This window comes from Dongia deserti, from assembly GCF_003574735.1.
Taxonomy (GTDB): domain Bacteria; phylum Pseudomonadota; class Alphaproteobacteria; order Dongiales; family Dongiaceae; genus Dongia_A; species Dongia_A deserti.
Map to the genome: position 1 here is coordinate 14,278 of NZ_QORW01000010.1, position 14,599 is coordinate 28,876.

Consider the following 14,599-nt stretch of genomic DNA (forward strand, 5'->3'; position numbering starts at 1 on the left):
GAAATGAAGCGCCCGCCTCAAGTGCCAGGGAACTCAGCGGAAGCTGAAGCGCGTCGGCGCTTTCTGGCGCAATGCGGGCGGTTTGCGATTGTAACGCCTCCGACTATGACCATGCTCCTGAGCGTCTCTGCCAAGCCGACAGAGGCACATGCATCCAGCATTCTCGGGGGCGGATGGACGCCTCCGCCAAGTCCTCCAAATCGTCCGGTTAATCGGCGCAAACGTTGAAAACGTCTTCATACGGCCGCCAGGATCGGAGGGCGCGGAGCTCACCGTGTCGGCCGGTTCCGAATCACGTTTAGCGCAGTTTGACGGGCACCGCCGGCACACCCTGGTAAATGTAACCCGGCAGCAGATCGCTGGTGGCGATGCTCCCAAGCGTCAGGACAGCACCGCGCCCCGCTTTGACTCCTGGTCCCACGGCAGATCGCGCCGCCAGCCAGACTTCGCCTTCCAGCACGATCGGCTGCACTTTCAAGTCGAAACCAAGCTTCCGCCAGTCGTGGCTACCCGTGCAAAGGTAAACAGCTTGCGACACGCAGCAATGATCGCCGAGGCAAATCTCTTCGAGATTATCGAACCACACGTCCTCTCCGACCCAGCAGTGGTCTCCAATCCGTAAGCGCCAGGGAAATTTAACACGCACGCCGGGTTTGATTTTGACACCCATTCCGATTCTTGCACCGAACAGCCTCAACGCCGCGATCCTAAGCGCGTTGCAGGAGAGCGGCGATCTCAGCAGTAGAAGCTGCGTCAGCTGCCAGATTGCCTCCAGCCATAGCGGCCCGCCGCGATCGAAGCCGGTCGCAGTATAGCCGTCGAGGCGCATGTAGCGTCGACTAGCCTGTTCCGACCTGTCGTTCAGCGCGAGCATGCGATCCTCCTAGCCACTGACAACACTCGCGGGTCGCGGGCCAGCCCGGTTCAGCCACCGATACACATCCTTCAGTGCTTCGCTGTTCACACTTTGCGAGAAGCGATGCTGCACAAGCTGCAACCCGCGCATACCCATTTGCTGGCGTTCGGGGTCGGTCATTGCGGCGAATGTTCTCAGTCCCTGCAGTATTCCGTCTCCGTCCGGCGCAATCGGCAAGGCCGCTCCCGCCACGAACCCCTCCGGGATATTGCACTGCTCAGTCATCAGCACGGGCAAGCCGTAGGACCAGGCCTCGAGCACGACCAGGGGGAGGCCTTCGCTGACCGATGGCAGCACAAAGCCCGCTGCTTTGCGGTAGATGGCATCCTTCGCGGCCCCGAACTGCGGGCCGGCAAAGCGAACGCTGTCCGTCACACCAAGCTGTGCGGCCAAGCTGTACAAGTCGCGCTCATGGCCGCCTTGGTCCCAGCCCGCCAGCACGAGCTGCCAGTTGCCCTCCCCAAGACCGCGGCGCCCATCAAACAGGCACCACGCCAGCAGCAGGTTCACAAGTCCCTTCTTCGGATGCAACCGACCAAGATATAGCAATGTCCGAGACGGTTCTTCCATGCGGTCTCCGCCGGGGATAGCGACGAGGTCCGGCCGGTCGACGTAGTTGGGAATGATACAGATTGGATTGCGGAGCCCCAGGGACCGGAACGACTCTGCCTCTGCTTCGCACAAGGCGTGAAGGCAAGCCGCTCCGTCCAGGTGACGCCTCTCATATGCAGACAGTGCCAGGCACTTCTTCCAGCGGCTGTTGCCAAGCGCCCATCCATCGAGCATGCCGTGGGCTGATATCATATACGGCCGCCCTGTTCCATGCGACCAGAGCAGGCTAGCGACGGACGGATACATCCAGAGCCCGTGGACATGGAGAAGGTCTACCTTCGCTTTTGCCAAAACGCCGGCCAGCCGGGGCGCAAATCCGATCGACTGCGGCCCTAATACGGGAAGCGCGCAGACGTGCACGCCGTCCCAGTCGGTCGGCTGCACCGCCGGTCGTTCCTCGGCCAAGCCGAAGACCGCGATCTGAAATTCTGGTGGTGATTGCAACGCGGACGCAACGCGCCTGACGGCATCAAAAACGCCTCCGCCGCGATGCGACATCCAGCTGGTTAAGAGCCCAATTCTCATCGTGTGCTCAGCACGCTCACCAGGGTTCGATCAAGAATGCTCGGTTTGGGCGGCGTAGCGGACAGCGCAGCAGTCGCAGCACGAGCAAGGTTCTTGGCAAAATTCTCCGGTGACCAGCGTGCAATAATCTCCCGACTTCTCCGTCCCATCTCATCAAGGGCTTGACCACGGGTGGCGATACGATGCAGCGCGGCTGCCATCGAACACGTATCGTAAGGGTCAAAGAGAAATCCATTGCAGCCTTCTTTGACCAGATCGCCTGCACATCCGCATCTTTTCGAGACCAGTACCGGCAAGCCGGATGCCATGGCTTCATTGACGACGAGCCCCCACTGTTCCGTGGTGCTAGCGTGCACGAACGCGCCCGCCAAGCCATAGTAGGCAGGCAACTCGCGATATGGCTTGGCGCCGGGCAAAAACGCGTGGTCTGCCAGCCCCAGCCGATCGCGTGCCGACATCAGCTCCAGTCGGAGCTCACCATCTCCCACTATCACGAGCGACCACGCTTCTGCGCCGTGCAACCCCCGATAGATCGCAAAGGCCTCCATCAAACGAAGCAGGTTCTTCTTGCTCGAGAACCGGGCACAGGCCAGGAAATATCTGACGGGCAATCCAAGAGCGGCTCTCAACTGTTCATCCTGACGGCGTGCGGCGGCGGCGCCGCTCGAGAAGTAGCCGTTGTCGACGGCATCATAGCCGGTGAAGACCTGCTCCGCTGCCGAGCCAAGGACCACCATATACTCGAGATGAGGCGTACCACCGACCAAAGCCGCAGAGCAAAGCGCAACAATGCGCCGCTTGACCGCTTCGAGCCACCATTGGCGCCGATCATCAATCTCCGTACTTTCCGACATGATGATCGTGGGAACTCTACGCGACAGGCTCCAACCAAGGGCAGCAATGGCACCGCCGAACGACCAACCGTTGAGGCAGACCACGTCCGGCTTGAGCTCGTCGAAGCAGCTCCACACACGGCGTGCCATCGCGCGTCCGCGGATCTCTGCCAATGGGGTATTCGGAAACAGCGTTACACGGCGGAACGACTGCGACTCCTTCGGTTGCTGGAGAACCCGGAAAGCGTCGACGTCCGTCAACTGGGCCATGCAGATTCGCAGATCGCCCGCGTCGGCCGCGGCGCGAGCGCGTGCGTCATGATACGGCACTGAATTGACGACAAGCCAGCAGACCAGCGGAGCGAAGGTCATTGTCTTCTCCGGCCGCATCCAGTCTTCCGCTCTTCGGCAAGAAAGGCGAATACACGGTCGGCGTAGCCCTCTGGAGATGCGACCTGCTCGAGCCGCCGCCGGCCGGCCGCCACCAGCCTGTTCGCAATTGCTCTGTTCCCGAGAGCGGAAAGCGCAACGTTCGTCATCCGATCAATGTCGTGATCTGCATAAATCGGGCCATAGTTCTCCCCATTCAGAATCTCCGACAGACCTCCGTGCCGCACGGATGCAACAACGGGCACACCTGCAGCAAGCGCCTCTAACGGGCTGCGCCCCAACGCCTCCCAATCGGCGTTGAAGAGCATTAGATCCAGGCTGCGAAAGAAATCCCTAAGATCGCGCTGCCAGCCCAACCAAGTCACCCGATCTGATATACCGAGCTCAACCGTCCGCAATCTCAATGCACCGGCTTCCGGTCCGTCTCCGGCGATGACGAACATGGCGTCAGCGTCCACCGTCGCGATTCTCCTGGCGATCTCAAGGAAGATATCGAACCGTTTTCGCGGGACGAGCCATCCAGCATTCCCGATCACGCGGGCTTGCATCGGCAAGCCGAGACGCTGGCGCGACAACATGCGTTCGGCTTCGCTGGGAATGTCGGAGAGGGAGATTGGGCAACCCACCGTGTGGCTGATGGGTCGGATTTCCGGATAAATGTCTTCCGCCTCCTGCCTGATGAAGTCCGATGGAAACACGATCGCAGAGAACCGGCGCCGCGCCGAACGATAGATGAGGCGCCACTGCCAGCGACGCTTTACTCCTGAATGATGAAAGTGAATGCTGAGGATGCGACGCGTGGCACAGAAACTCCCTAGTGCCTTCATCGCCAGCAGATTGTGGCCGGTCATGATGAGCGCATCGCTCTGCCTACCGGACAGTCGGCGCCTGAACTGCCCCACGCTACGCCATCCACCGACACCGCGGTAAGGTAATCCCTCTGCTGGAATAGCTTGCTCGGCAAGCTGCGCCCCCATCGCACCGAGTGGATTGAGGGACAACAGCTCAACTGCATGACCGCGCGCCTTCAAGACAAGCATAAGCGCCAACGTCGATTGCTCCATTCCTCCCAGATTCGCGCACTGAATGATGTTGACGATACGCATGCTATGGCCGCTGGAGTGGCGCTGCTTCCGCCGGTGATCTTGCTAGGCTTGGTTCTCGCCGCCTGTTGCGCGCCCACATCAGTGCCGGCAGCAAAAATATCGCCATGTGGACCCAGGGATCGACGAAGTAGTGCGTTGTGTGGGTGATTGCCTCCATCGCGTAAGCCGGAATCAACATATAGATGATCTGCGCCATCTGGCTTCCGCTCGATGCCGCAAGCCAGAGCTTCTGCATGATGTAGGCGATCGCGAAGAACTTTAGCGCGCCAAAGTACCAGAAGGATTGGAACGAATCGCTGAGGCCGGTCCATGTACTTCCGACCGGAGAGCGGTAGAAGTACTCTTCAAGAGCGGGCTGCGGCAGGTTGATAAAGAGGGACTGCTTGAACTCCTTGCCGACCAGCTGCGCCGGGACGTAGGAGAAGACCAGCGCATTCCAATGGGCGAGGCCAAAGTCAAGCTTCATACTGCGCGATACTGCCGCAATGTTGTAGGCCGCATTCCGGACCTCCGCCCCGCCGCTTTCGGTGATGCGCGACAGGTTGCCGACGAAATCGATATCGCCGATCCTTTCCCAACTTGGCCCTCCGGCATTCATTGTGGCAGAGCGGTAGTCTCCTATGCTGTTTATGAAAAGCGCGCCCATGACGACACCAGCCAGCATCGCCGATCGTGGCAAGCACCAGCCGCGCTGGAACCAGACCGCGACCAGAATGATGACAGCGAACTCGACCAGGTCGTGCCGTCGGCCACCGATGATGATGCGGTCCAAACAGAAGAATGCCCCATATAGCGCGATCAGTAGGGCCCATTTTGATCGATTGCGCGCGTACAAGAACACGGCAAGCGCGAACCCGTAGGTCAGCGCGCGCGCAAAGAACAGGTAGGCGACCGGCAGGCCCGTCCATTGGGTGTTGCTGAGCATCTCTGGCGGCAGGCGACTGAGCGCAAAATAGAAGTATCCGCCCATGGCCGACAGTCCTGCACTTGCCAGCAGCAACCGGCCATCATCCAAGGTCACATCGGCCGGCGGTATGGGGCGCGCAACCGCGGCGCCCAGCCAGCACATGAACGCCGACAGGATCGCGAGAACCAGTGTTGATTCCAATGCCTCGACAGGCAGGAACCGGTCATGCGACAAGCCGAGAATCTGGGGCAAGATGAATGCCGCAAACACCGCCCCCGCTAGGAACGGATATTGATAGATCCTATTTCGTTCGAGCAATCCCCAGACAAGCAAGAGGGCGCACGCGGCGACGAAGGTGATTACAAGTGGGCCGCTCAAGACACCGCCTCCAGCTGCCCCTCCTCCAGTGCCGCAAGTAAGGAGAGGCTATAGGACCTGAAGCCGTATTCAATGGCGCGAGCGCCCGCATTTCTGCTCATCTCGCGACGGAGGTCCGCATCGCCGGCAAGGCGTAGTACCGCGTCGACAATCGCTTCGCTGTCGCGGATGGGGACAATGAACCCGTCGAGCCCGTCGCGCACGACGCTGCCGCAATTCTTGGTGCAGATAACCGGTAGCGAGGCACCCAGGGCCTCGTAGATTGCCGTAACGGAACCCTCGCAGAGCGACGGCAGCAGGAAGACGTCGGCCCAGGCAAAGTGCTGCAACATGGCTGCGTGGGGTACAGAGCCGACCAGCTCTACGGTTTCTCTAAGACGGTGGACCGCACCCGCTTCGCATTCCAGAGCCCCCACGAGGCGAAACGTGGCTTGGCGGCTGAGCATGTCTGCGGCCGCCAGAAGATAGGGTGTCCCTTTCCGCAGACCAACGCCGCCAACCGTGAGCACGCGCAGTGGTCCGCCGTGGTTGGGCCGTGGCGCCAGGCAGAACCGTTGATCCACGCCGTAGGGCACCACGATGCATCGCTCTTTCGGGCCGCCACAGGCGCCGATGCCATCGCGGACGAACGAAGAGCCGCATACAATCTTGTCGGCGAGCTGCCACTCACTTTCCTCGCGCTCGCGCAAGGTAGAGTATTCGGCGGCCGCCTCAAACGGCCGCTGCCAAGATGGAAAGCGCTCGCTTTCGGCTCGAATCAAATCCTGCTCGATTCGTAGTGGCGCGATCGTCTGCTCCAGTATTGTCGTGCGCTGGTTGGCGCGGGCGGCTTGCAGCACTTCCAGTCCGGCCGTATTGAACACATAGACGCCGGTCGCGTCGCCCAGGCCATGTCGCACGACCTTCTCGCAAAAGGATCTGCCAGCCCAGAGAAAGGCATCCGCAAAGTCCCGTCGTGACACCGCTCGACGGCGGCGCTGTGCGTAGCGCACGCCTAGCAAATTGAACGCCGTGATCCGGTCGGCTGGCACATCCTTCGGCGTGCGTCCACAGATGCGTCGAAAGCCCTGCGGCTGAAGGCACGTCGGAACTGATCCGCACAAGCGTGGCCACCCACTGCTCGCGCATAGGTCCGTAAAAAGTCGCGTAAGCCGGCCGGCACTATACAGGATGCGTGGCACCGCGTAGTGCATGCGCGCGCCAAGCTGAGCGACTGCATAGCTCATAGGTCGAACCGAACGACGCCACCTGACGGAAGTGATTGCCCCGTCGTCGGGTTCGCCACCTCATCTTGGCCGCGAATCCCACTTGGCGCCCTTTTCCCTCTCGAAGCATCACTCACTTCAGCAAAGGCTCCGGCCGGCTAAGCACGCTTTTGGAACGCCCAATGGCGTTCCAGGTCGCACCCAGATGCGTTCTGCCATACCGCACAAACCAAATGTGCACGGCGACTGGCCCGGTGAGACCCAATAGGAGAATTGCGTCCGGGACACCCGCGTACCAGCCACCCAGACCGATGGCGCCCAGAAATGCCGCGATGGTCCCGAGCGTTGCGACCACCTGACCGACCGATAAACCTGCATCCAACAGGAGGTGATGCAGGTGCTGGCGATCGCTGGAGAACGGGCTGCGTCCCGCGGCGATTCGACGGATGGCCAGGCTGAGCGTATCGATGACAGGGATCGCGCAGATCCACAGCGCGGCAGCGGGCGATAGGCTTGGGCCAGCGCTATGCTGCGACAGTCTGATTGCAAGAAAGCCAAGCACCGCACCGAGCATCATGCTGCCGCTGTCACCAAGAAATACAATAGCGCGCGCGCGCCATGGATGCCGCAGATTGAAGCCGAGGAAGGCAACGATGCAGCATCCCGCGACCAAGGCGATGGAAAGTTCCGGATCCAGGCTCAAGATAGACGCAGCAATTGCGAACCACATCAATGCCGTGAGCGATAGAGAGCCAGCTAGGCCGTCCACCCCGTCTATCATGTTGACCGCATTGACCAAGCCAACGACTGCGATGATGGTAACCGGCACTGCGAACAGATGCAGTTCCACCGGACCGTCGCCAAAGATCGCACCCAAATTCCAAATCATTGTTTCGCCGGGCAGGAGCATCATCACAGCACAAGCGATCTGGGCAAGCAGCTTTATAAGCGGACGTATGTCGAATGCATCGTCTAGAGCGCCCACCACAACCAGGAGTGCCAATCCTGTCAGAAAACTGGCGAAGCCTTCCGGTTGCTCCTTGAGTAGAAGCGCAGATATCGCGAAAGCGGAGAATACCGCAAGCCCGACAAGCGGAATGTGGCCGTTGTGGTTCTTGCGCACCGTCGGAACATCTATCAGGCCAAGCGGCACCGCAAGCCGCTGAAACATGGATATCAGCACCATCGACAGCAGGAAAGCATTGATGCAGCTCAGAGTCAGATCCCGCATGCCACGCGATCCTTCTTGAAGCCAGCGTCAGATGACATCATGCGGACTCGACCGCGCGCGACCTATTCACCCTTTTGGATACGGGCCAGTGTGGAAAGGTGTACGTCATATCGAGGTGATGGATCGACCGCGTCGCACTTCCAAAATTGCCAGAATGTCAGCTTCTTTCCAGCACTCCGAGGCAATGCTCCGACGGGGGACGGTGGGGGTACATGAGCATGAACTACGAAAGGCGTAGGCTGGCCGCTGCCACTGGCAGCAGCGTCTTTGGGCTACTGGTCCTTCAGCTTTGCCAGGCGCCAGTGCGGCCCCGATCACACCTTGTTCGCCTAGTTAGTGGTTCTGCAGCGCCTCGACCAAGCGATCGACGCACCGCTCCCAACGATACCGCTGTGCCCGTGCCTTTCCCAAGGAGCGGTAAGTTGCTCGAGCGCTCGCATCGGTCGATAACCACTTAATGGCCGAGACGATCTCGCCAGGATTGTCGGCATCCAGGAGCAAGCCTGCATCGCCCATGACCTCGGGTATGGCGCCCGCTCGGGAAGAGATAACCGGTGCGCCGCTCGCCATGGCTTCCAATACGGGTATGCCAAAGCCTTCGTAGCGCGACAGGAGCACGGCGGCGACAGCATTGCGCAGGATGCTGGCAAGCGTGCGCGATGGCACATATCGGAGAAGCACTATGTTGCTGACGGTCGCGGCTGCTGCCTGGAAATGCGGCTCGTTGTGACCTGCGACCAGCACGCGCATTGACGGCAGTTCCCGGCTCACCTCTTGCGCCACGCGCAAAACGCGGTCGCCGCCCTTCCGCCGAGTCAATCCGCCCACGACCACAATATAGGGCTGATCCTGACGCGCGCCAGGCTCCGTCTCGCTCAAGTCCTCAAAATACAGCGGATCCACGCCGTTTCCGACGATCGCGACCCGTTCCGATGCAACCTGCAGCAAGTCCAACAGGCGATCCCGGGTAAACTCCGACACCGTCAATATGCACGACGCGTGCGCGACGATCCGTTTCATCATTCGCGCCCATCGGTTACGAAATGCACGATGCTCCGCCGTTTGAGACCATGGCAGATTGGGCTCGAACGCATGCAGGTCGTGAACAGTGACAGCCAGTCGCGGCCTCCTGGTCGGTATGTAGACCTCCGTTGGAGAGTAGACCCAGTCTACCTCCCCACTCCAACGATCAACCTTGGGAAGATTCAGGTGCTCCCAGATAAGTTCCAACCAACGCCTATCAAGTGGTAAACGCCGCGCGACCATCCCGGCCATAGGGCAGCTAGCCCGGCCGCGCCCCTGGTCATCCCACTGGTCGTGTGAAGCGAGGATGCGCAGATCGATTCCCGGCTTGCGCTGCAAGCCCATAATCATGTGAATCAGATGTTGCCCCACCCCGGTCGGCATTATCATGCCACGATGCAGCTGGGCGTATGCCGCAATCCTCATGGCGACACCTCTTTTCGGCGGCGTGAGCATGCGACCGCCCATGCCTACCAGAAGCACGCGGAAGGCAACTCTCCTGGAGAGTATCTACTCATTTCCGCATCATCTGATCTGCGCTTTCGGCTGTACTTCTTGAGGATGCTCGCTACGCGGAGTTCAACGGGGCTCCGCGCCAGGCCAAGAGTTCGTCGGGACTGCGGGTGGTACTGCGCCGAAGGAGGAAGGAAGGTACTGCCACATGAAGCCGCCGCTCAGTGCATCCCAGCTTGCTTTTCCGGTGAGCTTTGAACTGTCGTCTATTGCAAGTTTGTGACCTCGTCCGGCGACGAGCTTGCCCCGGGAAGGCCTGGGGCCGTTCTTCCAGTCAACTCGTGCCGAAATCGCGCTGCCATCCGGGCGGCTGCTGAGTTCGCCCACCACGCCCCAGCTGTCTGGATGCTCTTCAGAATAGACAATCATTCCTGCAAACACCCAGGCCTGCCAGTCTTCAAATGCCGGCGACGATCTTGGGATGATCAGGGCACCCATGCGCCAAGTCGCGTCGCTGCCAATCGTGAGAGAGGGTCGTTGGATGGCCGGCATGACACGTGTATCGCTGTTGCTGGGATTGATCCTGAACATCACTGATTCAAACTCGGCGGACAGAACGGGCCCATTGTAGGCAAAGGTGACCGGGTACCAGAGATTGGTGTCGGTGGTCCCGTCGATGGTGCTGTCGACGACGCGAAGATGGCGCGGCGAGACCTGAAAGGGCGCAACGCTTGAGTTTCGGATCAACATGAAGTCAACACCAGTCGCTCCGCCAATCTCGCCACTCCGCACATTTTCGAGAAACAAGCTCGTGATCAGCTTATCCGGTTCACTGGATTCGATCGTCCCGCCGATAAAGTGCATGTTTTGGACGATCGTTGGTACCGGGCGCGGCATGACACAGTTCTCGAATATCGCATCGATTGCACCCGCGATATACAAAACCACATTTGAGCCATCGTCGGTTGAAGGGTTCTTGAGGAACTCAATGTCCTTGACGGTGAGCCGAATTGTCAGGCGGGAGTCGGATGTCGGCAACAACCCACCCTCGCCCCCCAGATCGAGCGGGATGATCCGCCCTATGCCCAATGAGTTCGCGTTTTCCGGCTCTTCGAAGTAGTCATCTCGATGATGGTTCTGCAGCCGGCGATCGAGAATGACTTCATCACCGGCGACCGCGACCACTTTGACGTAGTCGAAATAGCGCATGTTGGGCGGATAGCCCCCGAGTTGTTGATCATATGATCCAATCAGGTGCCACCGCCCTGGCTTGACGAACGTCGCATCGGCACTTTTCTTCAACCGGACACGGTCCTGCCCCGGCTTTGCGCTGTAGATTGCCGGGGAGTAGGCTTTCAGCTTGTCCGCCAATAGATCGAACGCCGTGGCGCCGCCAGATCCCAGGATGGCAATCTCGCTGTCGAACCTGAATTCTTGCCGGGTGTTTCTGAGGCGTGGCCGCGGCCCGATGGGATCGTACCGCGGATCCGGCTCCACGGAGATGTACTGTAACCCCGAAAGCCAGTCATTGACTGTGTAGTCATAAGTCTTGCCTCTTCTGAAATAGATCGTCGCTCGCAGATTCCCATCGCCTGCAGCCCGCTGATCGGCCATCACTGCGCGACGGATATTGAGCAGGACGTTCGTATAGTCCAGCCCATCGGGACGGCCGTAGCGGCCGGAGTCGACATCATAGATTTTGTGAAGGATCTGGCCGGCGGTGCGATCCAGGATTACGCCTTCCCGCACGTCCAGTCTGAGCGGAAAATGCGTGGTGCGGCTTGGATCGCTCCGACTGGTGACGACTGCCTTGAACTGATATCGACTGGCCTTGATCCGCGTTTTCAGGGAAAGAGCGCCGGTATCTCGATCAACCACCAGTTCGTTGGGCTGACCCTCAAGCGCATAGGAGTAGCCATGGGTAAATGCATCGGTGTCCCTCGCCTGCAGGTACCCGATGTTGCCCACTTCCAGCGAAGATGCGCCAAACTCCAACTGTGCTAACCAAGTGACTGGCTCTGGAAGTCGACCCGCTCCGTCCGATTCAGCACCGGGATCGCCGGCGCACCAGGGCGATCCAAGCAGCACAAGCATGCCAGCCAGCAGGGTTCTGTACGCCATCATTGGAAGTTGGCCTCGCCGTGCGACCGTCACTTCATTCTACGCCAGGACGGCCTTGCGCACGACAAAGGCCTCCGCATACCGCTCCGGCGCGCGACATTCCATTCCCCGCAGGCGGGCAAGGCCACGGAACGTGTCGGCGTCGAACCAATCTTTGGACCGTTGCGTACCGAAGTGGGTGAGGAGGAGTTCGATCTTGCGTTCAAGGACGGCGGCCGTCATCGGCACGAAAACATTTGCCTTGTCGAGATCCCCATCCCATTTCGGGACTTCGTATTCGAGAATTAGATGATCACGGAATACAGTTGAGGTGAGATGGTAAAGCTCACGGTGATCTTGGTGTGCATCGCTGAGGCGATGGGTGAATATGATATCTGGACTGGACCTCGCTCGGAGATCGGTCATCCACTGTTTGATCTCCACGCCTTGGTACGGGAAGTAGCTATCCCGGAACTGGGCAATGTCGATCTTCGCGCTCGCCGCATCCAGCAAGAAGGCAGTCGCCGATGCTTTAGCCTCCGCCGCACGGTCAGCCACGGCACTCAGCACGCACCAGTGAACATGCAAGTTCACGCCTGCGACGATCCAGCCCAGGATAGTACCGCCGACCCCAATTTCGACATCGTCGGAATGCGCTCCGATGCACAGAACGGATATGCTGTCGCCGGGGCGGACGACGTGAAGCGCTTTCATCAGATGGCCATCAACAGTTCCTTGGGACCGGCGCCAGATGTGCCTTGCACGCGCCAGGGCATGTCGCCCCGCTCCACCATATCTTCCAGCACCTGCCTGTCCTTCAATGTGTCCATGGCGCGCCAGAACCCGGCGTGCTTATAGGCCAGGAGCTGGTCCGCCGCGATAAGACGCTGAAACGGTTCAACGACGAGCTCCTCTCTGTCGCGCATGTAGTCAAAGACCTCTCGGCGGAACATGAAGAATCCGCCGTTGATCCATAGATCGGACCGGTCGGATCCACGAAACTCACGCACCCTTCCGTCTGACGCAATGTCAGCCAAGTGGTACGTCAGCGGCGGCCTGATCGCGACAAAGCTCGCCACCTTTCCGCTCCGCTTGAAGCGCTCCGCCACGTCGTCGAGATTGACGTCCGAAAGGCCATCGCTGTAATTGGCGAGAAACATCTCCTCCCCGCGGAGATACTCTCTCACGGCCCACAGGCGTTCGCCAATGTTTCGCCAGATGCCCGTATCAATCAGCGATATACGCCAATCTGCGGCCGGCTCGTTCAACAGTTCGACATTGGCACCATAACCCGACACGACGCAGTCCGCGTACGCGTGAGCGCGATAATTAAGGAAGAAGTCCTTGATGATGTTCGCCTTATAGCCGAGGCACAGGATAAAGTTGGTATGGCCGTACTGAGCATAATAGTTCATCAGGTGCCATAGTATGGGCTGGTTTCCGATCGGGATCATCGGCTTTGGTATGCTCTCCGAGTACTCCCGAATGCGTGTGCCAAGGCCACCGCAGAACAGTACAACTTTCATGCCTTCCGCTCCGCTGGATCAATGATGGAAACATCGGGAATGGGCACGATGAACTTGCACCCCCAGGCGCGCACATGCCGCATTTGTTGGACTATCTCCTGCTTCAGATTCCAAGGCAGGATCAGGATATAGTCCGGCCGCCTTTTGTCGATCATCTCCGTTGGGTAAATGGGAATGTGCATCCCAGGGGTGAACCGCCCATGCTTATACGGATTGCGATCGACGGTGAATTCCAGGAAGTCCGTACCGATACCGCAATAGTTGAGAAGCGTGTTCCCTTTGCCTGGAGCCCCGTAACCGCAGATCATCTTCCCCTCATCCTTCGTTCCAATCAGGTACGCCAACAGGTTCCGCTTGATGCGCCGCACCCGTTTGGCAAAGGACATGTAGGTCGCCAACTCGAACATTCCGAATGTCTCCTCGCGATGGATCAGGTCTGCCACCCGCCCGCTTTCGCGCACGGGTGCATCCGAGTGTGTGAGATAGACTCGCAATGATCCGCCGTGAGTCGCCAGCTCCTCCACGTCGATGATTTTGACGCCGTGGCGCTTTGCCAAAAGCCGGACGGTTCCAAGGGAGAAGTACGAGAAGTGCTCGTGGTAAATGGTATCGAACTGCGTCTCCTCCATAAGTCGCTGGAGATGCGGAAACTCCAGTGTGGCGACACCGCTTGGTTTGAGCAGGACGGCGATACCCGCGACAAAGTCGTTGAGATCCGGCACGTGTGCGAGCACGTTGTTGGCAATGATCAGGTCGGCGCGGGTTCCATCCGCGGCCAGGCGCCTTGCCATCTCGGCACCAAAGAACTCGACGTGGGTTCGAATACCCCTTTCGATTGCGAGCTTTGCGACGTTTGCCGCCGGCTCAATCCCGATGACCGGTACGTCAAGCTGTGCGAAGTGCTGTAGCAAATAGCCATCATTGCTAGCCAGCTCGACAACCAAGCTGTTTCGGCTAAGTGACAGCCGCTTGGTGATCATCTCGCAATACTTTCTTGCATGTTCGACCCACGACGTCGAGTAGGACGAGAAATAGGCATATTCTCGAAATATCTGTTCCGGCGGCACGTACTGCTTGAGCTGGACGAGAAAGCACCGCTCGCAGACCAGAGCATGAAGGGGATAGTAGGTTTCTGGTTGGTCGCACTGCTCCGCAGTCAGTATAGCCTCGCACAGCGGCGACATGCCGAGATCGACAAGCGGGTGACACAATGGCGCACCGCAGATCCGGCACTCTCCAGACACCGGTGTCTGCGACGTCCCGCAATGCTGAACAGTCTGGATGTTCACGTGACCCTCCGCTCGGCTCCGGAGGAACAGTAGCAGACCGTTAAACCTAGGGCAGAGGCCATTCCGGCTGAGTTTGCCCATTCACCTAAAGTGTTACGCTCAAGA

The 14,599-nt window shown here is 59.4% G+C and carries 12 protein-coding genes; all 12 read right to left on the bottom strand.

Features of this window, described 5'->3' with window-relative positions; translation table 11 throughout:
- Positions 1–298: 298 nt before the first annotated feature.
- On the bottom strand, positions 299–874 hold the full coding sequence (locus DTX69_RS16475; protein WP_284735828.1) for a WcaF family extracellular polysaccharide biosynthesis acetyltransferase: 576 nt from the start codon (positions 872–874) through the stop codon (positions 299–301).
- A 9-nt stretch (positions 875–883) separates the two neighbouring features.
- A complete protein-coding gene (locus DTX69_RS16480) occupies positions 884–2,026 on the bottom strand; it encodes a glycosyltransferase (protein WP_162917277.1) in 1,143 nt (380 codons plus the stop codon).
- A gap of 23 nt (positions 2,027–2,049) precedes the next feature.
- Positions 2,050–3,258, bottom strand: coding sequence for a glycosyltransferase family 4 protein (locus tag DTX69_RS16485; protein WP_162917278.1), 1,209 nt, complete (start codon positions 3,256–3,258; stop codon positions 2,050–2,052).
- Complete coding sequence (locus DTX69_RS16490; protein ID WP_119302662.1) at positions 3,255–4,382, bottom strand: glycosyltransferase; 1,128 nt, start codon at positions 4,380–4,382, stop codon at positions 3,255–3,257. Before DTX69_RS16490 ends, DTX69_RS16485 begins: the two co-directional genes overlap by 4 nt.
- A gap of 1 nt (position 4,383) precedes the next feature.
- A complete protein-coding gene (locus DTX69_RS16495; RefSeq protein ID WP_162917279.1) occupies positions 4,384–5,667 on the bottom strand; it encodes a hypothetical protein in 1,284 nt (427 codons plus the stop codon).
- Positions 5,664–6,566 carry a glycosyltransferase family 4 protein gene (locus DTX69_RS16500; protein WP_284735829.1) on the bottom strand — a complete coding sequence of 301 codons (903 nt, stop codon included), beginning with the start codon at positions 6,564–6,566 and terminating at the stop codon, positions 5,664–5,666. Before DTX69_RS16500 ends, DTX69_RS16495 begins: the two co-directional genes overlap by 4 nt.
- Before the next feature lie 439 nt (positions 6,567–7,005).
- A complete protein-coding gene (locus tag DTX69_RS16505) occupies positions 7,006–8,103 on the bottom strand; it encodes an MraY family glycosyltransferase (RefSeq protein ID WP_119302664.1) in 1,098 nt (365 codons plus the stop codon).
- Positions 8,104–8,436: 333 nt separating this feature from the next.
- Positions 8,437–9,552, bottom strand: a complete 1,116-nt coding sequence (locus DTX69_RS16510) for a glycosyltransferase family 4 protein (protein WP_162917280.1) — start codon at positions 9,550–9,552, stop codon at positions 8,437–8,439.
- Between the two features lie 153 nt (positions 9,553–9,705).
- Positions 9,706–11,703: a cadherin repeat domain-containing protein gene (locus DTX69_RS16515; RefSeq protein ID WP_162917281.1), complete on the bottom strand. Its 1,998-nt coding sequence runs from the start codon at positions 11,701–11,703 to the stop codon at positions 9,706–9,708.
- 36 nt (positions 11,704–11,739) lie between these two features.
- Positions 11,740–12,393 (bottom strand): PIG-L deacetylase family protein, encoded by a 654-nt coding sequence (locus DTX69_RS16520; RefSeq protein ID WP_119302667.1) that lies wholly within the window; start codon positions 12,391–12,393, stop codon positions 11,740–11,742.
- Positions 12,393–13,205, bottom strand: a complete 813-nt coding sequence (locus tag DTX69_RS16525) for a glucose-1-phosphate cytidylyltransferase (RefSeq protein WP_119302668.1) — start codon at positions 13,203–13,205, stop codon at positions 12,393–12,395. The genes DTX69_RS16520 and DTX69_RS16525 overlap by 1 nt, the downstream gene beginning before the upstream one ends.
- Complete coding sequence (locus tag DTX69_RS16530) at positions 13,202–14,494, bottom strand: class I SAM-dependent methyltransferase (protein WP_284735830.1); 1,293 nt, start codon at positions 14,492–14,494, stop codon at positions 13,202–13,204. The genes DTX69_RS16525 and DTX69_RS16530 overlap by 4 nt, the downstream gene beginning before the upstream one ends.
- Positions 14,495–14,599 lie beyond the last annotated feature (105 nt).

What these genes read in the sequence shown, in the direction of transcription:
- DTX69_RS16475 (WP_284735828.1), bottom strand. Translation starts at nt 874, where the DNA reads ATGCTCGCGCTGAACGACAGGTCGGAACAGGCTAGTCGACGCTACATG.
- DTX69_RS16480 (WP_162917277.1), bottom strand. Translation starts at nt 2,026, where the DNA reads ATGTCGCATCGCGGCGGAGGCGTTTTTGATGCCGTCAGGCGCGTTGCG.
- DTX69_RS16485 (WP_162917278.1), bottom strand. Translation starts at nt 3,258, where the DNA reads ATGACCTTCGCTCCGCTGGTCTGCTGGCTTGTCGTCAATTCAGTGCCG.
- DTX69_RS16490 (WP_119302662.1), bottom strand. Translation starts at nt 4,382, where the DNA reads ATGCGTATCGTCAACATCATTCAGTGCGCGAATCTGGGAGGAATGGAG.
- DTX69_RS16505 (WP_119302664.1), bottom strand. Translation starts at nt 8,103, where the DNA reads ATGCGGGATCTGACTCTGAGCTGCATCAATGCTTTCCTGCTGTCGATG.
- DTX69_RS16510 (WP_162917280.1), bottom strand. Translation starts at nt 9,552, where the DNA reads ATGAGGATTGCGGCATACGCCCAGCTGCATCGTGGCATGATAATGCCG.
- DTX69_RS16515 (WP_162917281.1), bottom strand. Translation starts at nt 11,703, where the DNA reads ATGATGGCGTACAGAACCCTGCTGGCTGGCATGCTTGTGCTGCTTGGA.
- DTX69_RS16520 (WP_119302667.1), bottom strand. Translation starts at nt 12,393, where the DNA reads ATGAAAGCGCTTCACGTCGTCCGCCCCGGCGACAGCATATCCGTTCTG.
- DTX69_RS16525 (WP_119302668.1), bottom strand. Translation starts at nt 13,205, where the DNA reads ATGAAAGTTGTACTGTTCTGCGGTGGCCTTGGCACACGCATTCGGGAG.